The sequence below is a fragment of the Streptomyces coeruleofuscus genome, from assembly GCF_039532725.1.
GTDB lineage: Bacteria > Actinomycetota > Actinomycetes > Streptomycetales > Streptomycetaceae > Streptomyces > Streptomyces coeruleofuscus.
The window spans coordinates 215,597-237,109 of the sequence record NZ_BAAASE010000010.1 but is presented as its reverse complement, the minus strand read 5'-3'; the positions used below and the strand labels follow the sequence as shown (position 1 = coordinate 237,109).

Sequence of the window (21,513 nt, the reverse complement as noted above, 5' to 3'; positions counted from 1 at the left end):
GCGCGGCACGGCAACTCCGTGCGGTGCGTGGGCAGTTTGGTCGGGTGAGGGTCAGCGGGCGGCGGGTGCCGTGCTGCCGCGGACCTTGAGTTCGACGGGGAGGGTGTGCCGGGAGGCGGGCGGGACCTCGCCCCGGGTGACGTACTGGAGGAGCTGGGCGGTGGCCGTGCGGCCCACGTCGTAGGCCGGCTGGTGGACGGTGGTCAGGGGCGGATGGGCCAGCGAGGCCGCCCGGATGTCGTCGAAGCCGACCACCGAGACGTCCTCCGGCACCGACAGTCCCGCCTCCCTGAGAGCCAGGAGGGCGCCGAAGGCCATCAGGTCGTTGGCAGCGAAGACGGCCGTGCAGTCCTCGGGGAGACCGCCTTCCTGGAGGAGCTTGGCGACGAGGCCGTACCCGGAGCTCTCCTTGAAGTCGCCGACGAGTTCGAGGACCTCGCCCCGGAAGGCCCGTACAAAACCGTTCGCACGGGCGTTGCTGCTCCTCAGGGCGCGCGGACCGGTCAGCATCAGGGCCCGGCGGTGACCGAGCGTCCGGAGGTGCTCCCCCACCAGCCGCCCGCCCGCCTCGTGGTCGGCGGTGGCGATGAGGGCTCCTTCGAGGCCCTCGACCTCCTCGTCGGCGAGCGCGATGGGGAACTTGCCCATCAGTGCCTCCAGTCTCCGCCGGGACGGCGGGGACCCCGAGGCGTACACCATGCCGTCGATGAACCGGCTGCGGATCATGCCCAGGTAGCGGTCCTCGCGGTCGGCGTCGAACTCCGTGTTGCAGAGGATCAGGCCGTAGCCGAGGTCGTGGGCGGCGTCCTCGGCGCCCTTGGCGAGTTCGGCGAAGAAGGTGTTGCTGATGTCGGGGATCAGCAGACCGATCACCGAGGTGGAACCGGCCTGGAGGCTGCGGGCCAGGGACGCCGGGACGTAGCCGAGCCGGTTGACGACGCTGCGGACCCGGGCGGCGGTGTGCTCGTTGACCGGCCGGTTGCCGCTGAGGACGTGGGAGACGGTGGTGGCGCTGACGCCTGCCGCGGCGGCCACGTCCTTGATGGACGCCGGGCGCCGGACCGCCTCCCTCTGGAACGGCTCAGGGGTCATAGTGCTGCACCGCCCTGCCGTGGGAGGTGTCGAGGATCCGGGCCACCCGGGCGTCGGCCTCGGCCAGCAGCGCGGGCTCGTCCACGGTGAGCAGCCGGCCGTCGCGCATCAGCACCCGGCCGTCGACGACGACCGTCCGTACGTCACTGGCGCGGGCGCTGTAGACCAGCGCGGCGCGCGGATCGTGCAGCGGACGGCAGTGCAGTCCGGTCAGGTCGGTGAGCACGATGTCGGCGCGCATGCCCGGCTCCAGCGCGCCGATCTCGTCCTGCCGGCCGAGGGCTCGGGCCCCGCCGCGCATGGCCAGGCGCAGGGTGTCGGAGACGGTCATCCACGTGGCGTCCCGCACGGCCTGCTTCTGGGTGAGGGCGACCAGCCGCAGTGCTTCCCACACGTCCAGCGTGTTGTGGCCGGCGGCGCCGTCCGTGCCGACGGCGACCGCGACTCCGGAGTCGAGCAGGTCGCGGACCGGGGTGAGCGGGGACAGGGCGTGCTTGAGATACACCTTGGGGCAGCAGGCCACGGCGGTCGTGCCGGCGTACTCGGCCAGCAGCGGCAGGTCGTCCTGGACGATCCCGCAGCCGTGCGCGATCAGCGCGCCGGCGTCCAGCACCCCGGTCTCGTGCAGCACCCGGATCGGGGTGATGCCACGTCGCTCCAGGCTGGACCGGGTCTGCTCCAGGTGCTCGGCGGCGTGGATGTGCATGCGCAGTCCGAGCCGCCGGGCGTGCCCGCCGAGGGTCTTCAGGTCGCCGTCGTCGACCGTGTACGGGGCGTGCGGCCCGAGCGAGACGGTGACCCGGCCGTCGGCACGGCCGTGCCAGGCCTCCGCGAACGTCACCGTGTCCTCCAGGGCCGCCTCGCCCCGGCTGCTGAAGTACGTGGGCGCGATGTCGGCCCGCAGGCCGGTCTCGGCGACCGCCTCGGCGATCTGCTCGGGGAAGAAGTAGTGGTCGGCGAAGGTGGTGACACCGGAGCGGATCATCTCCGCGCAGGCGAGCCTGGCCCCGGCCCGTACGTCTTCGGGGGTGAGGTTGGACTCCATCGGCCAGACACGGTCGTTGAACCAGCTCTCGACGGACACGTCCTCGGCCGCGCCGCGCATCAGCACCATGGGGCTGTGCGTGTGCGCGTTGACCAGGCCGGGAACGGCCAGCAGTCCGCGCCCGTCGATCACGTCCGCCGCATGGCCCGGACCGATGGCGGCGGTGGTTCCGGTCGGCCGTACCGCCTCGATGACGCCGTTCGTCACGACGATGTCCCGCGCCCGCAGAATCTCGCACTCGCCCTCCGGCGGGACCCGCAGCACATCGCAGCCGCTCACCAGGAGGCGGCCGGTCGCTGGAGGCGTTCTGTCGCTCATGGCGCACAAGCTAGGTATCCAAAACGTTTTGCACAACCAAGAGGTTCGGTCCGCTCCCGAACCAGCGCCCGGCCGAGCGGTCAGGAGACCAGAACGACGTCGTCAGAGGACGTCGTAGGTCAGATGCGTCGCGGTCGATGTCGAGGTCACGCTCCGCTGCACGAGCGTGCGTGGCGCTCCGCCGGTGAACAGTGGCGTCCCTGATCCCAGCACGACGGGGGCGAGGTGCAGCGTCAATGCGTCGACCAGCCCGGCGCCGAACGCGGAGCCGATCGTGGCGCCGCCGCCCATGAGGACGACGTCGAGGTCCTTGCCGCTGCGCGACGACGCCGCCTCGGCGCGCTCGCGCGCGGCGGTGACGGCGTCGGACAGACCGGTGGTGACGAACGTCCAGTCCAGGTCGGTGAGCCGCACCGACTCCGGCGGCGAGCTCGTCACGACGACGAACGCGGGCTTGCCGACCTCGCCGGCGCCGTAACCGGTCTTCTCGTCCCAGCCGTTCGGCCCGTCGACCACGTCGAAGAGGTGGCGGCCGAGGACTACGGCGCCCGAACGGGCTGTCCCCTCGCGCAGGTACCGGCGGTCGTCGGGGTCGTCGGAGAACGCCCAGGTGTGGAGGGCCTCACCGCCGGTGCCCAGACCGTTGTCCGGGCCGGGGTCGGGCCCGGTGACGAAGCCGTCGAGAGAGACCGAGATGTCAGCGATGATGCGAGTCATACGAGGGCAGACCCGATCCGCCGACCAGACTCATCGCACGCCTGGGGTGCGGCCGTCGTGCTCGCTCCGTAGGCTCGTACGGGAGTGCTGCCGGCGGGCCGAGGTACATCCGGCGCACCGCGTCGCTCGCCTCCAGCTTCGTGAGGTGAGGGGGAGCCGCTCATGACCACGCCACGGGACCTTTTGATCACCACCATGGACCTGGCGGACAGTCGCGCGCTCGAACGAGGCAACCTGTCACTCGCGCTCGCGGGAGCCGAGCTGATCGACCTCCTGGATGCCCGGGCCGTCACACTGGCCGGTGATCACATCGTGCCGAGTGACCGGCGCGCTGTGGCTGATCGGATGCTGGACGAGGCCGCGTCGTCGCTCGCGCGGCAGGCGCCGTACGACTCGGTCGACGCCTGGCTGTGGCGCAGGGGCCGCGACCTGTCCGAGGCCTATCTGGCCGCCCTTGAAGCAGAAGGGCAGCTCAGCCGGCGACGCCACCACCGCTGGATGATCTTCCAGCCCACTCACACGGTGCTGGTGGATTCGCCCGAACGCCGCCACGCGGCGAACCGCTACGCGGCGGATGAGCCCGTCCTCGCCGCCCTCGCGGCAGCCGCCGGGATCGGCGACGAGCTGACCGAAGAGTCACCGAGCGTGGCCGACGAGGCCGTGGCGACAGTGCTCGCCGCCGTCCAGGACGCGGTGAGGGGTCTGGAGGCCGAACGGCAGCGGCGAGCCATCGACGAGGCGGCCTTCGACAACATCTGGCGGGGCGATTAGGAGCCGCACGCTCGGCGGTCACGCTCTCACTCGCTCCTCCGCCAGATGTCCGTGAAACGGTCCAGCAGCGCGGCCGCCGCCGTCACGTCATCCGTGAGCGGCCGGTCGGCCTGGTCCTCGTCGAGTACCGACAGAGCGAGCTCCAGCGCGCGGCCCACGGGAAGGTCCGGATCGGGCGAGATCTCGCGCTGGCGCAACGCCCGTACGGCGGCGACGAGTTCGCAGCCGACGACCAGACGGTACGCACCGCACGCGCGCAGCGTCTGACGTGCGGCGAGCGAGGCGAAGCTGGCCTGTTCCTCGACGCCTCGGGAGAGTACGGCGTGGCCGAGCGACGCGGGTGCCGAGAAGGCCCGCAGATCGCCGAGGGCGGCGCCGGCGGCGTACTCCAGGATCATGACGCCGGAGGAGGCGGGTTGGTGGTCAGCGAGGAAGGGGCGCAGACGGGTGAAGACGGGTTCGTTGAGGGTGGAGAGCCGTGACGTCGACAGCCGGGCCACCTGGGTGAGGGACAGCCTGAAGTGGTCCAGGGCGAGGGCTAGTTGGGCCTGGTAGAAGCCGCCGTGATGGTAGGCCGCCATGTCCTCGGGGGCGATCAGCGGGTTCTCGGCGGCCGCGTTGATCTCGATCGCGACGACCTCTTCCAGGGCGTCGGCCGCGTCATGGGCGGGACCGTGCACCTGGGGGAGACAGCGGAAGCCGTACGGGTCCTGGAGCCGCCCGAGCGGCGGGTTGGGCCGGTCGGCGGCACCGAGCAACTCCCGCATTCGCCGGGCGACTTCGACGGAGCCGCGGTGCGGCCGGGCGGCGTGCACGGGCGCGGCGTACGCCTCGTGCGCCCCGTCGACCGCCAGCACCGACAGCGCGCCGACGACCTGCGTGGCCTCCAGCAGCCCCCGCAGTTCGTGCAGGGCGAGGGCGGCCTGACCGAGTGTGAGGGCGTTGCTGCTGATGAAGGCGAGGGCGTCGTTGTTGTCGAGGTGCTGGGGTTCGGGGGCGCCAACCCCACCTCGCGGCTCCCGGGAAGCGCCGCCCGCGCCCGAGAAGCCCGCTTCCCGCCACGGATACTCTCCCGCCAACGCCAGTCCCGCCTGGGCCAGCGCCGCGATGTCCCCGGTGCCCACCGATCCGAACTCGTTGACGACCGGATACGCCCCGCTCTCCAGCGCCTCGCACAGCGCGGTGACCACGGTCGGCCGCAGCCCCGCGCCCCCGGCCAGCAGCTGGTTGGCGCGGACGGCGAGCATCGCGCGGACCTCACGGGCGGGCAGCTCCTCCCCGATGGCGCCGGCGTGGCTGCGCAGTAGCCGGAGGCCGTGCTCGGCGGCCGCCTCGGTGGGCACGTCCTCGTTCCGGTTGGCGCCGACACCGGTGGAGCGGCCGTAGACGCGTCCGGTCGCGGCGATCTGCCGGGCGGCGTCCCAGGACTCCGCCACCCGCTTCATCGCGTCGGTCCCGGGTTCCGGACGCGCCGTCCCGTCGGCGAGGCGTACGACGTCCTCGACCCGGAGTCCGATCCCGTCGAGGACCACTGGGCCGGTATGCCCGGAAGACACAGCACCAGCCGCGTCCACGATCTGAGACGACATCACGCCCAAACTCCCCTCAAGATGGACATTCGATCTTGCCTGGCGGTCAGCCGTTACGTCGGATTAACGCCAAAGCGTTGACAAGCTATTCACGTACCGAGAACTCTGCATGACGTTATACAGCCCGGGCAAGGGACATCTCATGATCCAGTTCGACGCGGTCCACAAGCGCTTCCCCAACGGCACGACAGCAGTGCACGACCTCACCCTCGACATGACGGAAGGCGGCGTGACCGTCCTCGTCGGATCTTCCGGTTGCGGCAAGACGACCACCCTGCGCATGATCAACCGGATGGTCGAGCCGACCTCCGGCACCATCCGCGTCGGCGGCAAGGACGTCACCCGGCAGGACGCCGCCGAACTGCGCCGCTCCATCGGATACGTCATCCAGCAGGCCGGCCTCTTCCCGCACCGCACCGTGCTCGACAACATCGCCACCGTGCCGCTGCTCCTGGGCCACGGCCGCAGGAAGGCCCGGGCCCGCGCGGCCGAGCTGCTGGAGACCGTGGGCCTGTCGGCCGAGGCCGGCAAGCGCTACCCGCACCAGCTCTCCGGCGGCCAGCAGCAGCGCGTCGGCGTGGCCCGTGCGCTCGCCGCCGACCCGCCGGTGCTCCTCATGGACGAGCCGTTCGGTGCGGTCGACCCGGTCGTGCGCGCCCAGCTCCAGGACGAACTGCTGCGGCTCCAGCAGGAGTTGAGCAAGACCATCGTCTTCGTCACCCACGACATCGACGAGGCCGTACGACTGGGCGACCGGATCGCGATCTTCCGTACCGGTGGCCACCTGGTCCAGTGCGCCTCACCCACCGAGCTCCTGGCCCGCCCCGCCGACGACTTCGTGGCCGACTTCCTCGGCGCCGAGCGCGGCCTGAAGCTGCTCTCGCTGAAGACCCTGGCGGCCGTCCCGCAGGGCCCGGCCCCCGAGGGCGGCCCCTGGGCCCTCGTGCTCGACGCGGCGAACAAGCCCCTGCACTGGGCCTCGGGCGATGCCGAACTCCCCGTACGACCGCTCAGGGACGACGACTCCCTGCTGTCGGCCCTCAACGAGTCCGTCGCCTCCCCCACCGGCCTGATCGCCCGCGTCGACACCGACGGCGTCCTCACCGGCGTCTCGTCCCGTGACGACATCCACCAGCACGCGGGGCAGGCCCACACGGAAGCACGGGTGGCCGCATGACGATCGACTGGTCGTGGATCGGCGACCATACCGACGACCTCACCACCCTCACGGTCTCCCACCTCCAGGCCGCCCTGTCCGCCGTCCTCTTCGGCGTCCTGATCTCACTCCCCCTGGCAGTGGTCGCCCACCGGATCCGCCCCCTGCGCGGCTTCCTGCTCGGCATCTCGAACGTCCTGTTCACGATCCCGTCGATCGCGATCTTCGTGCTCCTGCTGCCGGTCAGCGGCCTCACCCGCACCACCACCGTGATCGGCCTGACCGTCTACACGCTGGTCGTGCTGCTCCGGAACACCGTGGAGGGCCTCGACTCGGTCCCCACGAAGACGAAGGAGGCGGCGAAGGCGATGGGCACGCGCCCCCTGCGCACGCTCCTGACGGTCGAGTTCCCGCTGGCGCTTCCCGTGATCATGGCGGGCGTCCGCATCGCTACGGTCATGTCGATCTCCCTCGTCTCGGTCGCGACCTACATCGGCGACGGCGGCCTCGGCCAGCTCTTCACCGACGGCTTCCAGCGCAACTTCCCGACGCCGGTGATCGCGGGAGTGGTCCTCACGATCCTCCTGGCCGTGGTCGCGGACGCGGCCCTGGTCGCCGTCCAGTACGTCCTGACCCCGTGGCGGAGGCGGCGAGCCTGACATGTACGAACTCTTCAAGAACCTCGGCGGCTGGCTGACCAGCGGCGCCCAGTGGTCCGGCTCGGACGGCATCACCCACCGCCTCGCCGAGCACCTCCAGTACTCCCTCCTCGCCACGCTCATCGCGGCCGCCATCGGCCTCCCGCTGGGCCTGCTGATCGGCCACACCGGCAAGGGCGCGTTCCTCGCCATCAACCTGGCGTCGTTCGGCCGCGCGCTCCCCACCGTCGGCCTCGTCGTCCTGGTCTTCCTGGCCGGCGGACTGTCCATGCTCCCCGTCTACGTCGCCCTGGTCGCCCTGGCGGTCCCGGCGATCGTCACCAACACCTACGCCGGGATGACCGCCGTTGACCCTGACGTGAAGGACGCGGCGCGCGGGCAGGGCATGCGCGGCCACCAGGTCCTGTTCCAGGTCGAGTTGCCGCTCGCCCTCCCCCTGATCATGACGGGCCTGCGCCTGGCGCTCATCCAGGTCGTCGCCACGGCCACTATCGCCGCGTACGTCTCCTTCGGCGGCCTCGGCCGTTACGTCTTCGACGGCCTGGCCCAGCGCGACCTCGTGCAGGTGCTCGGCGGCGCGGTGCTGGTCGCCGTCGTGGCCGTCGTACTCGATCTGCTGCTGAGCAGCCTCCAGCGCTTCCTCTTCCGACACCGCACTGCCTAGGGACCCTCGATGAACCGACGCACTCTCCTCGGCGGCCTCTTCGCAGCGGCCTCCGTCCCCGCCCTCTCCGCCTGCGCGAGCGGCATCACCTCCCTCGACAACCAGGGGGGCACGACCTCCGGCGGCGGCTCCAGCAAGGGCGGAGTCACCATCGGCACCGCCAACTTCACCGAGAACCAGGTGCTGGGGTACCTGTACGCGGCTGTGCTCACGGCAGCCGGCGTGAAGACGAGCGTCCGCCCCAACCTCGGCACCCGCGAGATCCTCATCCCCGCGATCAAGGGCGGCGACATCGACCTCCTGCCCGAGTACCAGGGCGCCCTCCTGCACTACCTCGACCCGAAGGCGACGGAGACCGAGGAGGGCGAGATGCAGAACGCCCTCGCCGTCGCGCTCCCCGCCGGCCTCCAGGTACTGCCGTACGGCATGGCCGAGGACTCTGACGCCTTCGTGGTCACCCGGGAGACGGCGAAGAAATACGGCCTGACCTCCCTGGCCGACCTGAAGAAGCAGAACGGCAGGCTGGTCATCGGCGCGGCGCCGGAGGTGAAGAAGCGCCAGGTGGGTGTGGTCGGCCTCAAGGACGTCTACGGGGTGGAGTTCAAGGAGTTCAAGTCCCTCGACTCCTCCGGTCCCCTGGTCAAGGGCGCCCTGAAGAAGGGCGACGTGGACGTGGCGAACCTCTTCACCACGGACACCGACATCCAGGCCAACGACTGGGTGGTGCTGACCGACCCTGAGAACCTCATCCCCGGCCAGCACGTCGTCCCGCTCATCGCCGACCGCAAGGCCGACTCCACGGTCCGCAAGGCCCTGGCCCGCCTCGGCAACGTCCTCACCACGGCCCAGCTGACCGAGCTCAACCGCCAGGTGGACAAGGACAAGAAGGACCCGGAGGACGTGGCGAACACGTACGCGAAGCAGCACGGGCTGGCTTGAGGACGTCGGAATCCGACTGACCCCTGGAGACACACCGAGACACTGAATCGGCAGCTCCAGGGGATGCCGGCGGCTCACCTCCGACCACGAGGTCGTCGAGGACTTCATCCGGCCCCTGGAACGTAACGGCGTCGGCCTGCGTCACCCTCGCCCAGCCGGTGAGGCCGCCATGACCCCGGCCGGTACCCCGGCGCCGGCGGCGCAGAACTGCGCCCCTTCCGGCGACAAGGGCATGACCCACGGCAGAAGTCGGCCGACAGCCGATGGCGGCCCCGGTCGGCGACGGTGTGCGCCCCCGTCGCGCTTTCCTGCCACTTCGGTCACGCGCTCAAAACCGCGCCGGTGAGGCCGGACGGGCCCTCGCCGCCCCCGGCGCCATGACACGACAGCCACGCGTTCCGCCCTGCCGGTCGATCTCGCCCTTCGGCGGCCTTCAAAGGCATCGATTCACCCTATTGACACGTGGCCGAAACGCGCCCAGCATGAGGGCGTTCGCGATTCACCTCTGAATAGCTATTCAGCCCGCTCTGGCGGCCGGCCTCAGCCCCACCCCGCACCCTCACCTCGCCCCGTTCGCCGAGCACCTCCGGCCGACGCCGCGAGTCCCGTCGGGCCCCAAGATCCAGCGATCAAGGACGATCCAGATGCTCACCACAGACCCAGCCGGGACCGCGCGGTTCCGGGACCGGCGTCGGCGTGTCGCCGATGAAGATCTGGCCGGCCGGCTCCGCGAGTTGGGGCAGCTGTCCACCGATGTGCGGCGCAGCGTCGTGCGGATGATCGACGGCGCCCAGCTCGGTCACATCGGCGGCGATCTGTCGGTGACGGACATCCTCGTCACCCTGTTCGGCGGGGTGCTGGCCGTGGATCCCGAGAAGCCGCGCGATCCCGATCGTGACCGCTTCATCCTCAGCAAGGGGCACTGCGCGGCCGCCCTGTACGCGACGCTCGCCCACAGCGGCTTCTTCCCGCTGTCCGAGTTGTCCACGTTCATGGCGCCGCTGTCCCCGCTCAACGGCCACCCGAACCGCCGGAAGGTGCCGGGCGTCGAGACGAACACCGGGCCCCTCGGACACGGCTTCCCCGTCGCGGTCGGCTGTGCTCTCGCGGCCAAGGTGGCCGGCCGCTCGTACCGCACCTTCGTGGTCCTGGGCGACGGCGAACTCCAGGAGGGGAGCAACTGGGAGGCGGCGATGACCGCCGCGCACTACGACCTCGCCTCGCTCACGGCGGTCGTCGACCGGAACCGTCTCCAGCAGGGTGCCCGTACCGAGGAGACCAAGCGGCTCGAGCCGCTCGCGGACAAGTGGGCGAGCTTCGGCTGGGAGGTCCGGGGGGCCGACGGACACGACCACGGACAACTGCTGTCCGCACTGCGCCCTTCCACCACCGGCAGGCCGGTCGCCGTCGTGGCCGACACCGTCAAGGGGAAGGGCGTGTCGTTCATCGAGGACCGCGTGGAGTGGCACCACAAGGTGCCCAACGCCGCGCAGGTTCAAGCCGCCTTGGAGGAGCTCAGCCGATGACTGCCGATGTCGTACCCGAGACCGCGCAGACCTACGACTGCCGCCAGGCGTTCGCGGACGAACTGATCGCGCTGGCCACCCAGGACGAGCGGATCGTCGCCGTCTGCAACGACTCCGTCGGGTCGAGCAACCTCGTCCGGTTCAGGGAGCTCTTCCCCGACCGCCTCATCAACGTCGGCATCGCCGAGCAGGATCTCGTCGGCGTCGGCGCCGGGCTCGCGATCGGCGGGTTCGTCCCGTTCGTCAGCGCGGCGGGTCCCTTCCTGACCGGCCGCGCCACGGAGCAGATCAAGACCGACGCCGCCTATAACGGGCTTCCGGTGGTGCTCTGCGGCCAGAGCCCTGGTCTGGCCTACGGGGAGCTGGGTCCCACCCACCATTCGATCGAGGACCTGTCCTGGATGCGAGCGATCGCCGACCTGGCCGTCGCCGTCCCCGCGGACCCGGAGCAGACCCGCGCCGCCGTACGCTGGGCCGCCGCGCACGACGGCCCCACCTACCTGCGGATCCCGCGGTTCAAGGTCCCGTCGGTCACACCGCGGGACGCACCGTTCGAACCCGGCCGCAGCATCCAGCTCACCAGCGGCGGCGACGTCACCGTCATGGCCGTCGGAACCATGGTCTCCCGCGCCCTGGCCGCCGCCGAGACGCTGCGCGCCGAGGGTGTCGGCGTACGGGTGCTGAACATGACCTTCGTCGAGCCGCTGGATGTGGAAGCCGTCCTGCGGGCCGCTCGGGAGACGCGAGGCATCGTCACCGTCGAGGAGGCGACCACCACGGGCGGCCTCGGCGCGGCGGTGGCGGGCATCGTGGCGCAGAAGCATCCCGTGCCCATGCGGATTCTCGGCGTAAAGCGCGAATTCGCCCCGACCGGGAGTGCCGCCTTCCTGCTGGAGTACTTCGGGCTCACGGCCGACGGCATCGTCTCCGCCGTGCGGGATCTCGTGGCCGACGACCGCCACGGGGGTGCGCATGAGCACGGATGAAAGGGGTTCACGCCGGTTCGCGGGCAAGAGCGTCGTCGTCACCGGGGCGGCACAGGGCATCGGGCGCGGGATAGCCGCCCGGTTCGCGGGCGAAGGAGCCGACGTCCTGATGCTCGACCTGTCCGCGGCCGTCGAGGAGACGGCCGCGCAGGTCGCCGCCCAGCACCCCGACGGCAGCGCGCTCGGCGTCCGTGCGGATGTGACCTCGGCGGACGACGTGACCCGCGCCTTCGACCTCGCCGACCGCACTCGGGGCGGTGTGGACGTCCTGGTCAACAACGCCGGCGTCATCACCATCAGCCCGCTGGAGGACCTGAGCCTCGCCGACTGGCAGAAGGTCCTCGCCGTCAACACCACCGGTACGTTCCTCTGCTCCCAGGCCGCCGCCGCGAGCATGCGGCGGCACGGACGCGGCGGGCGCATCCTCAACGCCGCCTCGGGCCAGGCACGTCAGGGCTTCGTCTACACGCCGCACTACGCGGCCAGCAAGTTCGGTGTCGTGGGTCTCACGCAGAGCCTGGCGAAGGAACTCGCCAAGGACCGGATCACCGTGAACGCCTATTGCCCGGGCATCGTCGGCAGCGACATGTGGGACTACAACGACCGCGCCTGGGGCCGGCTGCTCGGCGACTACGAACCGGGCGAGCTCATGGCCGAGTGGGTCGCGAACATCCCGCTGGGACGGGCCGGCACCGACGACGACGTGGCCAACCTCGTGCTCTTTCTCGCCTCGGAGGAAGCGGCGTACATCACGGGCCAGACGGTCAACGTCGACGGGGGGATGTTCATGAACTAGCACGTCACGCCCGTGACGACAGCGCCGGTGACCGAAACCGGTCCATGCCACCCCTCCCGACCTGGATGCACTTTTCACTATCCGGAGACCTTCATGAGTACGACCAGCAACGCGGCGAAGCCCCTGGACGCACCGCCGGCCGAACGACGGCTGAAGGCGCCGTCGTGGGTGACCGGACTGCTCACAGGATCCCGCGGTCCGGCAGTGGGTCTGATCGTCATGTGCGTCGTCTTCTACATAGCGACGCCGTATTTCCTGACCCAGAACAACCTGCTGAACATCGTCGACCAGGCGGTGATCCTGGGACTTCTCGCCCTCGGCATGACGGCCGTGATCATCACCGGCGGCATCGACCTCTCGGTCGGCGCCGTGCTGGCGCTGGCGACCATGGTGCTCGGGTGGACCTCCCACGACCTGGGCTGGCCGCTGTGGCTGAGCGCGCTCGTGGCGATCGGCGTCGCGGGAGCGTGCGGCCTGGCCAACGGGCTGGGCGTCACTTTCACGAAACTCCCGCCCTTCATCGCCACCCTGGCGATGATGTCGATCGCCCGTGGCCTGGCCAACGTCATCACCGACGGACAGCAGATCGTCGGGTACCCGGAGTGGTTCGGCGACCTCTCCACCGTGCGGTACCTCGGCGTCTTCACCCTCGTCACCTTCGTGCTTGTCGTGCTGTACGTGGCGGGGTGGGCCTACATGCGCTACCGGACCGGCGGGCGTGAGCTGTACGCCATCGGCGGCAGCTCGGAGGTCGCCCGGCTCGCCGGCATCAGCGTGCGGAAGAGGACGGTGCTCGTCTACACCGTGACCGGCGTCCTGGTCGGCCTGGCCGGTGTCTTCCTCTCGATGCGTCTGGACTCCTCGCAGCCGAGCGCCGGAACGGGCTACGAACTCGACGCGATCGCTGCCGTGGTGATCGGCGGCGCGAGCCTGAGCGGCGGCGTCGGCTCCGTCACCGGAACCCTTTTCGGCGTCCTGATCATCGGCGTCCTGCACAACGGGCTCAACCTCCTCGGAGTCTCCCCGTTCGTCCAGCAGATCGTCATCGGCGTGGTGATCGCCCTGGCCGTCATGGTCGACGTCCTGCGCCGACGCGAGACGCGCTGACCGTCTCAGCCCGTCCCCACCCCACTTGGAGCCGCCGCTCTCCCCGAGTCGCCGGGTCCGCTTCCCGAAGGAGCACCATCGCCATGAAGTCGCACTACCGCTGGATCGCCACCGGAATCGTCGCCGCCCTCGCCGTCAGTGTCACCGCATGCAACAGAGAAAGCGCCGGCACGGCCACCGCCGACGGCAAGCCGGTGACGATCGGTCTCGCCGTCGCCAATCTCCAGGCCGACTTCTTCAACCAGATCAAGCAGTCCGTCGAAGCCGAAGCGAAGAAGAAGGGCATCAAGGTCGTGGTGGCGGACGCCCGCGGTGACGCGGCGACCCAGGTCAACCAGATCCAGGACTTCATCAGCCGTCAGGTCAGCGCCATCATCTACATCCCGGCCGGCGCCACGGCCGCCGGTGTGCCGGTGAAGGCGGCGGAACGCGCGAAGATCCCCGTCATCACGGTCGACCGCAACCCCGGGGACGCCCCGGGCAGGTCGTTCATCGCCACCGACAGCGTCGCGGCCGCCAAGACGCTCGGCGAGTGGGTGATCAAGCAGAAGGGCGGCAAGGGCCAACTGGCCATCCTCCAAGGCCAGATCGGCACCACCCCACAGGTCGACCGGCAGAAGGGCTTCGGCCAGGCGCTCGCCGAGGCGCCCGGGATCAAGGTGGTCTCACAGCAGACCGCCGACTGGGCGCAGGACAAGGCGTACTCCGTGGCCCAGGACATGCTCCAGGCCCGCCCGAGCATCGACATCATGTGGGGTCAGGCCGACGCGATGGCCCTCGGTGCCGCGCAGGCGGTGAAGAGCGCCGACGGCAAGAAGCGTCTGATCGTCGGCTTCGACGGCGACGTCGCGGGTCTGAAGGCCGTCCGCAACGGCACCATCGACGCCACCATGGTCCAGCAGACCCAGAAGATGGGGCGGATGTCGGTGAGCACCGCGCTGGACGTCCTCGACGGCAAGGACGTCCCGGCGACGCAGTTGCAGCCCGCCTTCCTCCTGACCAAGGACGACAAGGCGAAGGCCGACGAGTACATCAAGACCCACCCCTGAGCCCGGGAAGCGACGTCATCATGACGAACGTCAGCCAAGTCACGAGGGACCAGACACACGAGGGCCTGGTCGTGCGGGGCGTGTCCAAGCGCTTCGGCGCGACACAGGCCCTGGACCGGATCGACTTCGACGTGCGCCCCGGCGAGGTAGTGGCGCTGCTCGGCGAGAACGGCGCCGGGAAGTCCACCATCGGCAACATCATCGCCGGCACGTTCCCTTCCGACACCGGTCGGATGACCTGGCGGGGACGGCCTTACGAGCCGAAGTCGCCAGGGGACGCCATCACTCACGGCATCGGGCTCATCCATCAGGAGACGCGCCTGCTGCCGGACCTGTCGATCGCGGAGAACGTCTTCCTGGGCCGGCTCCTCACCCGCGGCGGACGCATCGACCGTACGGAGATGAACCGCCGCGCCGAGGAACAACTGCACCGTCTCGGGCTGGACATCTCCCCCACCCGGCTGGTCGGCACGCTCCGTGTGGCCGCGCAGCAACAGGTCGAGATCGCCAAAGCCCTGACACTGAACGCCGGGCTGCTGATCCTCGACGAGCCGACAGCCGCTCTCGGCGGTGACGAGACCGATCACCTCTTCGAGCGGATCGACGCGCTGCGGAAGGAAGGCGTGTCCTTCGTCTACGTCAGCCACCGCCTGGAGGAGATCGCCCGTATCTGCGACCGCATCGTGGTGATGCGGGACGGGCAGCGGGTCGCCACGCATGCGACCGCGCAGGTGCCCGTGTCACAGCTGGTCGAGGAGATGGTGGGACGCAGCGTCGAACGGATCTTCCCGGACACGGGAGAACCGGCGGAGCGTGAGGTGCTGCGCGTGGAGGGCCTGTCCAACCCCTCCTTCAGGGATGTCTCCTTCAGCGTGCGCGCCGGCGAGGTGTTCGGCATCGCCGGGATCGTCGGCGCCGGACGCACCGAGGTCGTGCGGGCGATCGCGGGAGTCGACCCGGTGACCGGCGGAAAGGTGTCCGTCGACGGCCGGGTGCTGCGGCTGCGCGGGCCCCGGGACGCCATCGAGGCCGGGGTGGCGCTCGTACCCGAGGACCGCAAGGGCCAGGGCGCCGTGCTCGACCTCTCGATCGGCGACAACGTGGTGCTGCCCAGCCTCGGCCGGGTCGCCCGGCAGGGCTGGCTGACCCCGCAGCGCGTCACCGAGGTCGCCACCGACGCGATCAAGACGATGACGGTCAAGGGACGGGCCGCGCAGCCGGTGCGGACGCTGTCCGGGGGCAACCAGCAGAAGGTCGTCATCGCCAAGTGGCTGGAGCGCAAGCCCAAGGTCATCATCCTGGACGAGCCCACCCGTGGCATCGACGTCGGTGCCCGGGCGGCCATCTACGAGGTGATCGCGGACCTGGCCCGATCGGGCATGGCGGTCGTGGTCGTCAGCTCCGACCTCGACGAGGTCCTGGGACTGTCCCACCGCGTACTGGTCCTCAGCCGAGGGCGGCAACAGGGCATTCTGCCGGCGGAGGAGGCGACGAACTCCGCGGTCATGCACCTCGCTACGGCATGAGCCACTGGCCTGTCCCGCTGCCCGGGCCGACGGCCCGGGCAGCGGTCTCTCCGCGCCCTCGGTGTGCCGGCAGGGCTCCTTCCGTCTCTTGCTCGGGCCGTTGAGGCCGCCCCCTTGACTCATCCGGTTTCGCGGGCTTCACTTCGAGTGAATCGCAACGCAGACCTGAATGGATATGCACACATGGTTCTCGCACCAGTCCCCAGCGCCACGGCGCGGCTCGCCGGCATCCGGCGCGAGCTGCGCGCGGCGCCCCCGGCAGAGCGCGCCGCGCGCCTGAGGGAGCTGGCCTACTCGATCCGCCGCAGCGACCTGGAGATGATCAGCCGGGCCGGTCAGGGCCACATCGGCGGTGACTTCTCCGCCGCCGACATCGTCACCGTGCTGTACTTCGCGGTGCTCGACGTCCGACCCGAGGAGCCGGAGTGGGCCGAGCGGGACCGGTTCGTGCTCAGCAAGGGCCACGCCGCGGGCATCCTGTACTCGGCCCTGGCGCACGCCGGCTTCTTCCCCGAGGCCGAGCTGACGACGTTCCTGGAGCCGCTGTCGCCGCTCAACGGCCACCCCAACCGCCGGAAGGTGCCCGGGGTGGAGACCAACACCGGTCCGCTGGGGCACGGATTCCCGGTGGCCGTGGGGATGGCGGTCGCCGCCAAGCTGGACGGCTCCAGCCGCCGCACCTACGTACTCACCGGTGACGGCGAACTCCAGGAAGGAAGCAACTGGGAAGCCGCGATGAGCGCGTCCCAGCAGCGTCTCGGCCGGCTGACCGTGATCGTCGACCGCAACCGCTTCCAGCAGGGCGCCGCCACGGAGGAGACCTCGGGCCTGGACCCGCTCGACGCCAAGTGGGCCTCCTTCGGCTTCGACGTCCGCGCCGTCGACGGCCACGACTACGGGGCTCTCTACCAGGCCCTGAGCGAAGAGCGCTCCCTCGACGACCGCCCCCTGTGCCTGATCGCCGACACGATCAAGGGCAAGGGCGTGTCCTTCATCGAGGACCGCGTCGAGTGGCACCACAAGGTGCCCACCGCCGAACAGACCGCCGCCGCCCTCGAGGAGCTGACCGCCCGATGAGCACCACCGCCGCCGCGAGCACCGCCACCACCACCGCCGCAGCCGCCGAGCTGCACGACTGCCGCAAGACGTTCGCCGAGACGCTGATCGAGCTCGCGGAGACGGACCCGCGCACCGTGGCCGTGTGCAACGACTCCGTCGGCTCCTCCAGCCTCAAGGAGTTCCAGCAGCGTTTCCCGAACCGGCTGGTCAACGTCGGCATCGCCGAGCAGCTGATGGTCGGCGCGGGCGCCGGCCTCGCGAACGGCGGCCGCGTCCCGTTCGTCTGCGCCGCGGCTCCCTTCCTCACCGGCCGCGCCCTGGAACAGATCAAGGCGGACGTCGCCTACTCGCGCACCAACGTCAAGCTGTGCGCCATGAGCCCCGGCTTCGCCTACGGTCAGCTCGGCCCGACCCACCACGGTGTCGAGGACTTCGCCTGGCTGCGCACCCTGCCCGAGATGGTCGTCCTGGCACCGGCCGACCCGGCCGAGACGCGTGAGGCGCTGCTCTGGGCCCACCGGTACGACGGCCCCGTCTACCTGCGCATCGGCCGCACCAAGGTGCCGGACCTGGCCCCCCACGTTCCCTTCCAGGCCGGACGCGCCGCATGTCTGCGCGACGGCCGTGACATTACGCTGATCGGTGTGGGCACGACGGTCTCCGCAGTGTTGTCCGCCTCCGCGAAGCTGGCCGCCGAGGGGGTCGACGCGCGCGTCCTCAACTTCTCCACCGTCAAGCCGCTGGACGAGGAGGCGCTGCTCGCGGCAGCCGCCGAGACCGGCCGCATCATCACCGTCGAGGAGGCCAACGTCCACGGCGGGCTCGGCAGCGCCGTCGCGGAGTTCCTCGCCGCCCGCGAGCCCGTGCCGATGAAGCTGCTCGGCGTGCGCGACGAGTTCACCCCGACCGGCAGTCCGGCCTTCCTGGCCGAGTACTTCGGCATCGACGCCGAGGCCATCGCCCGTGCCGCGCGCGGGCTGACAGGCGCCGGGCAGGGAGCGGCGGCATGAGTGCCGTCAGCAGAGGCGCCGTCCTCGCCCTCGACCAGGGCACCAGCGGCACGAAGGGACTGCTCGTCGAAGAGGACGGACGGGTCGTCGCCACCGCGCACCGGCCGCTGACCCAGCAGTACCCGGAGCCCGGCTGGGTCGAGCAGGACCCGGCCGTCCTGTGGCGCAGCGTCACCGGCGTGGCCGAGGAACTGGCCGCCCGGGCCGCCACCGCGGGCACGCGCGTCGTCGGCCTCGGGCTGAGTGTCCAGCGTGAGGCAGTCCTGGTCTGGGACCCGGACACCGGGGCCGCGCTGTCGCCGCTCGTCAGCTGGCAGGACCGGCGGACCGCCGAGCGGTGCGCCAAGCTGACCGCCTCGCCCGAGGGTGAACTCATCAGCGGCCGCACCGGTCTGCCGGTCGACCCGATGTTCTCCGCGACCAAGGCCGAGTGGCTGCTGGACCGGCTCGACCCGAGCCGCGAGGCGGCCACCGCCGGCCGGCTGCGCGTCGGCACGGTCGACGCCTGGCTGCTGCACCGGCTCACCGGCGGCGCCACCGATGCCACCGAGACCGGCTGCGCATCCCGTACACAGCTCGTGCGCGTGGACGACGCCGCATGGGATCCCGACCTGCTCGACCTGTTCCGCATCCCCCGTACGGCACTCCCCCGCATCGCGGCCTCGGACGGTACGGGCGAGGAGCTGGGCCACACCCGGAACGTACCGGGCCTCGCGGACGGGCTGCCCATCGCGGCGGTGCTCGGGGACTCGCACGCCGCGCTCTTCGCGCAGAGCCACGGCCGGCCGGGCGTGGTGAAGGCCACGTACGGCACCGGCGCCTCGCTCATGGTCCTCAACCCCGAGGGCCACCGGCCCGCCGGGGGCATCGCCGCCACCCTGGCGTGGCGGCGTACCCGGGACGGCGGTGCCGCGCACGCCCTCGAGGCGAACATAGCCTCCGCGGGCACGGCGATCCGCTGGGCCGCCCAGCTGCTCGGCACCGACTCCGCCGGCATCGCCGCCCTGGCGGTCGACGCGCGGGAGGCCTCCGAGGTGTACCTGGTCCCGGCGTTCTCCGGACTGGGCGCCCCGTACTGGGACCGCGGCGCCCGCGCCCTCCTGGTCGGCATGGACTTCGACACCGGCCCCGCCGAAGTGGCGCGTGCCGCGGTCGAGTCGATGGCCTTCCAGGTGGCCGACACGCTCTCCCGTTTCGACACCGTCCTCGGTGGCCCGGTCGCCGAGCTGCGCGCGGACGGCGGTCCGACGGGCAACGACCGCCTCATGGCGCTCCAAGCCGAGCTGATAGGGCGGCCCGTGCTCCGGGCCGGCCGACCGGAGGTGTCCGCCCTGGGCGTCGCCTACCTGGCCGGCACCGCGCTCGGCGTCTGGGACGACGCCGACCTGCCCGGCCTCACACCGCAGGGCACCCGCTTCGCTTCGCACGAGGACGACGCCTGGCGCAACCGCCGTATGGCCGGCTGGCACGACGCGGTCGCCTGCGCTCGCGGAAAGCGGACCTGACACCGACCGGGACCGGTAGGCCCGCCCACGAGTCGCTTCCCCGCCGCCCGCGCATCGCGGGCCAACGCCCCCAGGCACTCCTCCGCCGCTCCACCACTGTCGAAAGAGCCGCACCATGACCTTCACCCCCGAGGCGTTCTCCCTCGAAGACAAGCCCGCGTTCATCACCGGCGCGGGCAGCGGCATCGGCCGGGCCATCGCCCTGGGCTTCGCCGCCTGCGGCGCCGACGTCGCCTGCTTCGACCGCGACGCCGACGCCGCCCAGGCCACCGCCGACCAGATCGTCGCGGCGCACGGCCGGGCGGTGGGGGTCGGCGGAGACGTCACCTCCCCCGAGTCCCTGGCCGAGGCCGTCCGCACCGCCGCCGCGTCGATCGGCCCGATCCGTACCGCGGTCAACTGCGCGGGCGTGGCCGGCGCCACCGCCGCCGAGGACATGCCCGCCGAGGACTTCCGCCGTGTCGTCGACATCAACCTCACGGGCGTGTTCCTCAGCGCCCAGGCCGAGGCCCGCGTGATGCTCGCCCACGGCGGCGGCTCGATCATCAACATCGCCTCCATGTCCGGGACCATCGCCAACCGCGGACTGCTTCAGGCCCACTACAACGCCTCCAAGGCCGGCGTCATGCACCTCACCAGGAGCCTGGCCACGGAGTGGGCCGACCGCGGCATCCGGGTCAACTCGATCAGCCCGGGCTACACCCTCACGCCGATGAACAAGCGGCCCGAGGTGGCCGAGCGTCTGAAGGCGTACGCCGCCGACACCCCGCTGGGCCGTATCGCCGAGGTCGAGGAGATGGTGGGCCCCGCGGTCTTCCTCGCCTCCGACGCCGCGTCCTTCGTCACCGGCTCCGACCTGATCGTCGACGGCGGGTACGTCTGCTGGTGAGCGGTGCCCGGTCCCCGTAGCGCTCCCGGGACCGCTGTCGGCAATACGCGGGACGACCCCGATCCGGCCGAAGCCGTGCCCGGGGATCAGGCCATCAAGGCCGCGGCCGTCTCCTGATCGGTCACCAGCACATCCACCAGGCCGCCCGCCACGGCCGACCGGATCGCCTTGTGCTTACGACTGCCGCCCGCCACTCCTATCTTCCGGCGGGCGGCGGCAAGCTGCTCACGGCTGATGCCGACGACCCGGGAGTCCAGCTCCGACTCGACCGGCCGGCCCTCGGCGTCGTAGAACCGCAGGCACACGTCACCCACCGCGCCCAGCTTCTCCAGCCCGGCGCGCTCCTCGTCGGAGAAGGCGTTGCCGCTGCGGGCGAGCGTGCTGGACGGTGTGATCTCGCCGATGCCCACCAGCGCCACGTCCAGGTCGCCGAGCTCGCCCAGGGCCGCCGACACGAACGGGTCCGCGCGCAGCGCCTGCGCGCTCTCCGCCGACCCGGCCACACCGGGCGCCTGAAGATAGACGGCCTCACCGTTCACCAACTGCGCCAGCTGACCGGTCATGCGCGAGGCGTGGCCCGCCGCGGCGGGATCGCCGATGCCGCCCACCGCCTGCACGATGCGCACGTTCTTCAGTCCGGGGACCGGCTGCATCGCCTGCACCGTGGCGAGCAGACTGGCGCTCCACGACGAAATGCCCACGGTGTCGCTCGAGCGCAACGTCGTCTGGAGGTAGTAGGCGGCAGCCGCGCCGAGATCGCCGAGCATCGTGCGCTCGTTGTCCGGAGCGGTTTCGACGACCAGGGCGAGCTTCAGCCCGTACCGCTCCTGGAGGCCGTCCTCCAGGTCGGGGTGGGTGCCGGACGGCGGTGTCACGGTGATCCGCACGATGCCCCGGTCCTGCGCCTTCTTCAGCAGCCGCGACACCTTCGCCTGCGACAGATCCAGCCGTGCCGCGATCTCCGGCTGTCGTATGCCCTGAAGGTGATACAGCCGGGCCACGTGCGTCATCATCCGCAGTTCCTCGCCGACGATCGCCACGGGACACCTCTCCTGTCGTCTCCTGCCGTCCGAGCCGCCGGAGCACACGCGCTCCCCCCACGCTTGCCTC

The 21,513-nt window shown here is 71.0% G+C and carries 20 protein-coding genes; 15 read left to right on the top strand and 5 right to left on the bottom strand.

Going from position 1 to position 21,513, the window contains the following annotated elements:
* Nucleotides 1-51 precede the first annotated feature (51 nt).
* The 3 genes from ABFX81_RS33355 to ABFX81_RS33345 all read right to left on the bottom strand — a co-directional run bounded on the left by ABFX81_RS33355 (nucleotide 52) and on the right by ABFX81_RS33345 (nucleotide 3,172).
* Nucleotides 52-1,092, bottom strand: coding sequence for a substrate-binding domain-containing protein (locus tag ABFX81_RS33355; RefSeq protein ID WP_086849635.1), 1,041 nt, complete (start codon nucleotides 1,090-1,092; stop codon nucleotides 52-54).
* Nucleotides 1,082-2,455 (bottom strand): amidohydrolase family protein, encoded by a 1,374-nt coding sequence (locus ABFX81_RS33350; RefSeq protein WP_086849637.1) that lies wholly within the window; start codon nucleotides 2,453-2,455, stop codon nucleotides 1,082-1,084. The genes ABFX81_RS33355 and ABFX81_RS33350 overlap by 11 nt, the downstream gene beginning before the upstream one ends.
* A gap of 102 nt (nucleotides 2,456-2,557) precedes the next feature.
* Nucleotides 2,558-3,172 carry a dihydrofolate reductase family protein gene (locus ABFX81_RS33345; protein WP_086849639.1) on the bottom strand — a complete coding sequence of 205 codons (615 nt, stop codon included), beginning with the start codon at nucleotides 3,170-3,172 and terminating at the stop codon, nucleotides 2,558-2,560.
* A gap of 162 nt (nucleotides 3,173-3,334) precedes the next feature.
* On the opposite strand from ABFX81_RS33345, the gene ABFX81_RS33340 reads away from it, so the two are divergent.
* A complete protein-coding gene (locus ABFX81_RS33340; RefSeq protein WP_086849641.1) occupies nucleotides 3,335-3,943 on the top strand; it encodes a GPP34 family phosphoprotein in 609 nt (202 codons plus the stop codon).
* Nucleotides 3,944-3,969: 26 nt separating this feature from the next.
* On the opposite strand, the gene ABFX81_RS33335 is transcribed toward ABFX81_RS33340, so the two are convergent.
* The gene (locus ABFX81_RS33335) at nucleotides 3,970-5,532 is read right to left on the bottom strand and encodes an aromatic amino acid lyase (protein ID WP_086849644.1); all 1,563 of its coding nucleotides are present in this window, start codon (nucleotides 5,530-5,532) and stop codon (nucleotides 3,970-3,972) included.
* Between the two features lie 142 nt (nucleotides 5,533-5,674).
* Here ABFX81_RS33335 and ABFX81_RS33330 point away from each other — a divergent pair, with 142 nt between their 5' ends.
* The 14 genes from ABFX81_RS33330 (at nucleotide 5,675) to ABFX81_RS33265 (ending at nucleotide 20,403) form a co-directional block, all read left to right on the top strand.
* Nucleotides 5,675-6,709, top strand: a complete 1,035-nt coding sequence (locus tag ABFX81_RS33330; protein ID WP_086849647.1) for an ATP-binding cassette domain-containing protein — start codon at nucleotides 5,675-5,677, stop codon at nucleotides 6,707-6,709.
* On the top strand, nucleotides 6,706-7,347 hold the full coding sequence (locus tag ABFX81_RS33325) for an ABC transporter permease subunit (protein WP_086849649.1): 642 nt from the start codon (nucleotides 6,706-6,708) through the stop codon (nucleotides 7,345-7,347). Before ABFX81_RS33330 ends, ABFX81_RS33325 begins: the two co-directional genes overlap by 4 nt.
* Before the next feature lies 1 nt (nucleotide 7,348).
* Nucleotides 7,349-8,011: an ABC transporter permease subunit gene (locus ABFX81_RS33320; protein ID WP_086849651.1), complete on the top strand. Its 663-nt coding sequence runs from the start codon at nucleotides 7,349-7,351 to the stop codon at nucleotides 8,009-8,011.
* Nucleotides 8,012-8,020: 9 nt separating this feature from the next.
* Complete coding sequence (locus ABFX81_RS33315) at nucleotides 8,021-8,950, top strand: glycine betaine ABC transporter substrate-binding protein (protein ID WP_086849653.1); 930 nt, start codon at nucleotides 8,021-8,023, stop codon at nucleotides 8,948-8,950.
* A gap of 644 nt (nucleotides 8,951-9,594) precedes the next feature.
* The gene (locus tag ABFX81_RS33310) at nucleotides 9,595-10,476 is read left to right on the top strand and encodes a 1-deoxy-D-xylulose-5-phosphate synthase N-terminal domain-containing protein (protein WP_086849656.1); all 882 of its coding nucleotides are present in this window, start codon (nucleotides 9,595-9,597) and stop codon (nucleotides 10,474-10,476) included.
* Nucleotides 10,473-11,462 (top strand): transketolase C-terminal domain-containing protein, encoded by a 990-nt coding sequence (locus ABFX81_RS33305; protein WP_086849658.1) that lies wholly within the window; start codon nucleotides 10,473-10,475, stop codon nucleotides 11,460-11,462. The genes ABFX81_RS33310 and ABFX81_RS33305 overlap by 4 nt, the downstream gene beginning before the upstream one ends.
* A complete protein-coding gene (locus ABFX81_RS33300) occupies nucleotides 11,449-12,258 on the top strand; it encodes an SDR family oxidoreductase (protein WP_086849671.1) in 810 nt (269 codons plus the stop codon). The genes ABFX81_RS33305 and ABFX81_RS33300 overlap by 14 nt, the downstream gene beginning before the upstream one ends.
* Nucleotides 12,259-12,351: 93 nt before the next feature.
* Nucleotides 12,352-13,365, top strand: coding sequence for an ABC transporter permease subunit (locus tag ABFX81_RS33295; protein ID WP_086849659.1), 1,014 nt, complete (start codon nucleotides 12,352-12,354; stop codon nucleotides 13,363-13,365).
* A gap of 83 nt (nucleotides 13,366-13,448) precedes the next feature.
* Nucleotides 13,449-14,414 (top strand): substrate-binding domain-containing protein, encoded by a 966-nt coding sequence (locus ABFX81_RS33290; RefSeq protein WP_086849661.1) that lies wholly within the window; start codon nucleotides 13,449-13,451, stop codon nucleotides 14,412-14,414.
* Nucleotides 14,415-14,434: 20 nt separating this feature from the next.
* Nucleotides 14,435-15,940, top strand: a complete 1,506-nt coding sequence (locus ABFX81_RS33285; RefSeq protein ID WP_086849663.1) for an ATP-binding cassette domain-containing protein — start codon at nucleotides 14,435-14,437, stop codon at nucleotides 15,938-15,940.
* 183 nt (nucleotides 15,941-16,123) lie between these two features.
* Nucleotides 16,124-17,017 carry a transketolase gene (locus ABFX81_RS33280; RefSeq protein WP_346139109.1) on the top strand — a complete coding sequence of 298 codons (894 nt, stop codon included), beginning with the start codon at nucleotides 16,124-16,126 and terminating at the stop codon, nucleotides 17,015-17,017.
* Nucleotides 17,014-18,009 (top strand): transketolase C-terminal domain-containing protein, encoded by a 996-nt coding sequence (locus ABFX81_RS33275; RefSeq protein ID WP_086850771.1) that lies wholly within the window; start codon nucleotides 17,014-17,016, stop codon nucleotides 18,007-18,009. Before ABFX81_RS33280 ends, ABFX81_RS33275 begins: the two co-directional genes overlap by 4 nt.
* On the top strand, nucleotides 18,006-19,514 hold the full coding sequence (locus ABFX81_RS33270) for an FGGY family carbohydrate kinase (RefSeq protein ID WP_086850773.1): 1,509 nt from the start codon (nucleotides 18,006-18,008) through the stop codon (nucleotides 19,512-19,514). The genes ABFX81_RS33275 and ABFX81_RS33270 overlap by 4 nt, the downstream gene beginning before the upstream one ends.
* Nucleotides 19,515-19,629: 115 nt before the next feature.
* The gene (locus tag ABFX81_RS33265) at nucleotides 19,630-20,403 is read left to right on the top strand and encodes an SDR family oxidoreductase (protein ID WP_086850775.1); all 774 of its coding nucleotides are present in this window, start codon (nucleotides 19,630-19,632) and stop codon (nucleotides 20,401-20,403) included.
* Nucleotides 20,404-20,489: 86 nt separating this feature from the next.
* Here the strand turns inward: ABFX81_RS33265 and ABFX81_RS33260 are convergent, their stop codons facing one another.
* On the bottom strand, nucleotides 20,490-21,443 hold the full coding sequence (locus ABFX81_RS33260; RefSeq protein WP_346139107.1) for a sugar-binding transcriptional regulator: 954 nt from the start codon (nucleotides 21,441-21,443) through the stop codon (nucleotides 20,490-20,492).
* Nucleotides 21,444-21,513: the final 70 nt, after the last annotated feature.

Bases quoted from the DNA above. Each gene is read 5' to 3' on its own strand.
- ABFX81_RS33355 (WP_086849635.1), bottom strand. From the start codon at position 1,092: ATGACCCCTGAGCCGTTCCAGAGGGAGGCGGTCCGGCGCCCGGCGTCC.
- ABFX81_RS33265 (WP_086850775.1), top strand. From the start codon at position 19,630: ATGACCTTCACCCCCGAGGCGTTCTCCCTCGAAGACAAGCCCGCGTTC.
- ABFX81_RS33295 (WP_086849659.1), top strand. From the start codon at position 12,352: ATGAGTACGACCAGCAACGCGGCGAAGCCCCTGGACGCACCGCCGGCC.
- ABFX81_RS33345 (WP_086849639.1), bottom strand. From the start codon at position 3,172: ATGACTCGCATCATCGCTGACATCTCGGTCTCTCTCGACGGCTTCGTC.
- ABFX81_RS33275 (WP_086850771.1), top strand. From the start codon at position 17,014: ATGAGCACCACCGCCGCCGCGAGCACCGCCACCACCACCGCCGCAGCC.
- ABFX81_RS33290 (WP_086849661.1), top strand. From the start codon at position 13,449: ATGAAGTCGCACTACCGCTGGATCGCCACCGGAATCGTCGCCGCCCTC.
- ABFX81_RS33320 (WP_086849651.1), top strand. From the start codon at position 7,349: ATGTACGAACTCTTCAAGAACCTCGGCGGCTGGCTGACCAGCGGCGCC.
- ABFX81_RS33350 (WP_086849637.1), bottom strand. From the start codon at position 2,455: ATGAGCGACAGAACGCCTCCAGCGACCGGCCGCCTCCTGGTGAGCGGC.
- ABFX81_RS33310 (WP_086849656.1), top strand. From the start codon at position 9,595: ATGCTCACCACAGACCCAGCCGGGACCGCGCGGTTCCGGGACCGGCGT.
- ABFX81_RS33315 (WP_086849653.1), top strand. From the start codon at position 8,021: ATGAACCGACGCACTCTCCTCGGCGGCCTCTTCGCAGCGGCCTCCGTC.
- ABFX81_RS33325 (WP_086849649.1), top strand. From the start codon at position 6,706: ATGACGATCGACTGGTCGTGGATCGGCGACCATACCGACGACCTCACC.
- ABFX81_RS33335 (WP_086849644.1), bottom strand. From the start codon at position 5,532: ATGTCGTCTCAGATCGTGGACGCGGCTGGTGCTGTGTCTTCCGGGCAT.
- ABFX81_RS33330 (WP_086849647.1), top strand. From the start codon at position 5,675: ATGATCCAGTTCGACGCGGTCCACAAGCGCTTCCCCAACGGCACGACA.
- ABFX81_RS33270 (WP_086850773.1), top strand. From the start codon at position 18,006: ATGAGTGCCGTCAGCAGAGGCGCCGTCCTCGCCCTCGACCAGGGCACC.
- ABFX81_RS33305 (WP_086849658.1), top strand. From the start codon at position 10,473: ATGACTGCCGATGTCGTACCCGAGACCGCGCAGACCTACGACTGCCGC.
- ABFX81_RS33285 (WP_086849663.1), top strand. From the start codon at position 14,435: ATGACGAACGTCAGCCAAGTCACGAGGGACCAGACACACGAGGGCCTG.
- ABFX81_RS33300 (WP_086849671.1), top strand. From the start codon at position 11,449: ATGAGCACGGATGAAAGGGGTTCACGCCGGTTCGCGGGCAAGAGCGTC.
- ABFX81_RS33280 (WP_346139109.1), top strand. From the start codon at position 16,124: ATGGTTCTCGCACCAGTCCCCAGCGCCACGGCGCGGCTCGCCGGCATC.
- ABFX81_RS33340 (WP_086849641.1), top strand. From the start codon at position 3,335: ATGACCACGCCACGGGACCTTTTGATCACCACCATGGACCTGGCGGAC.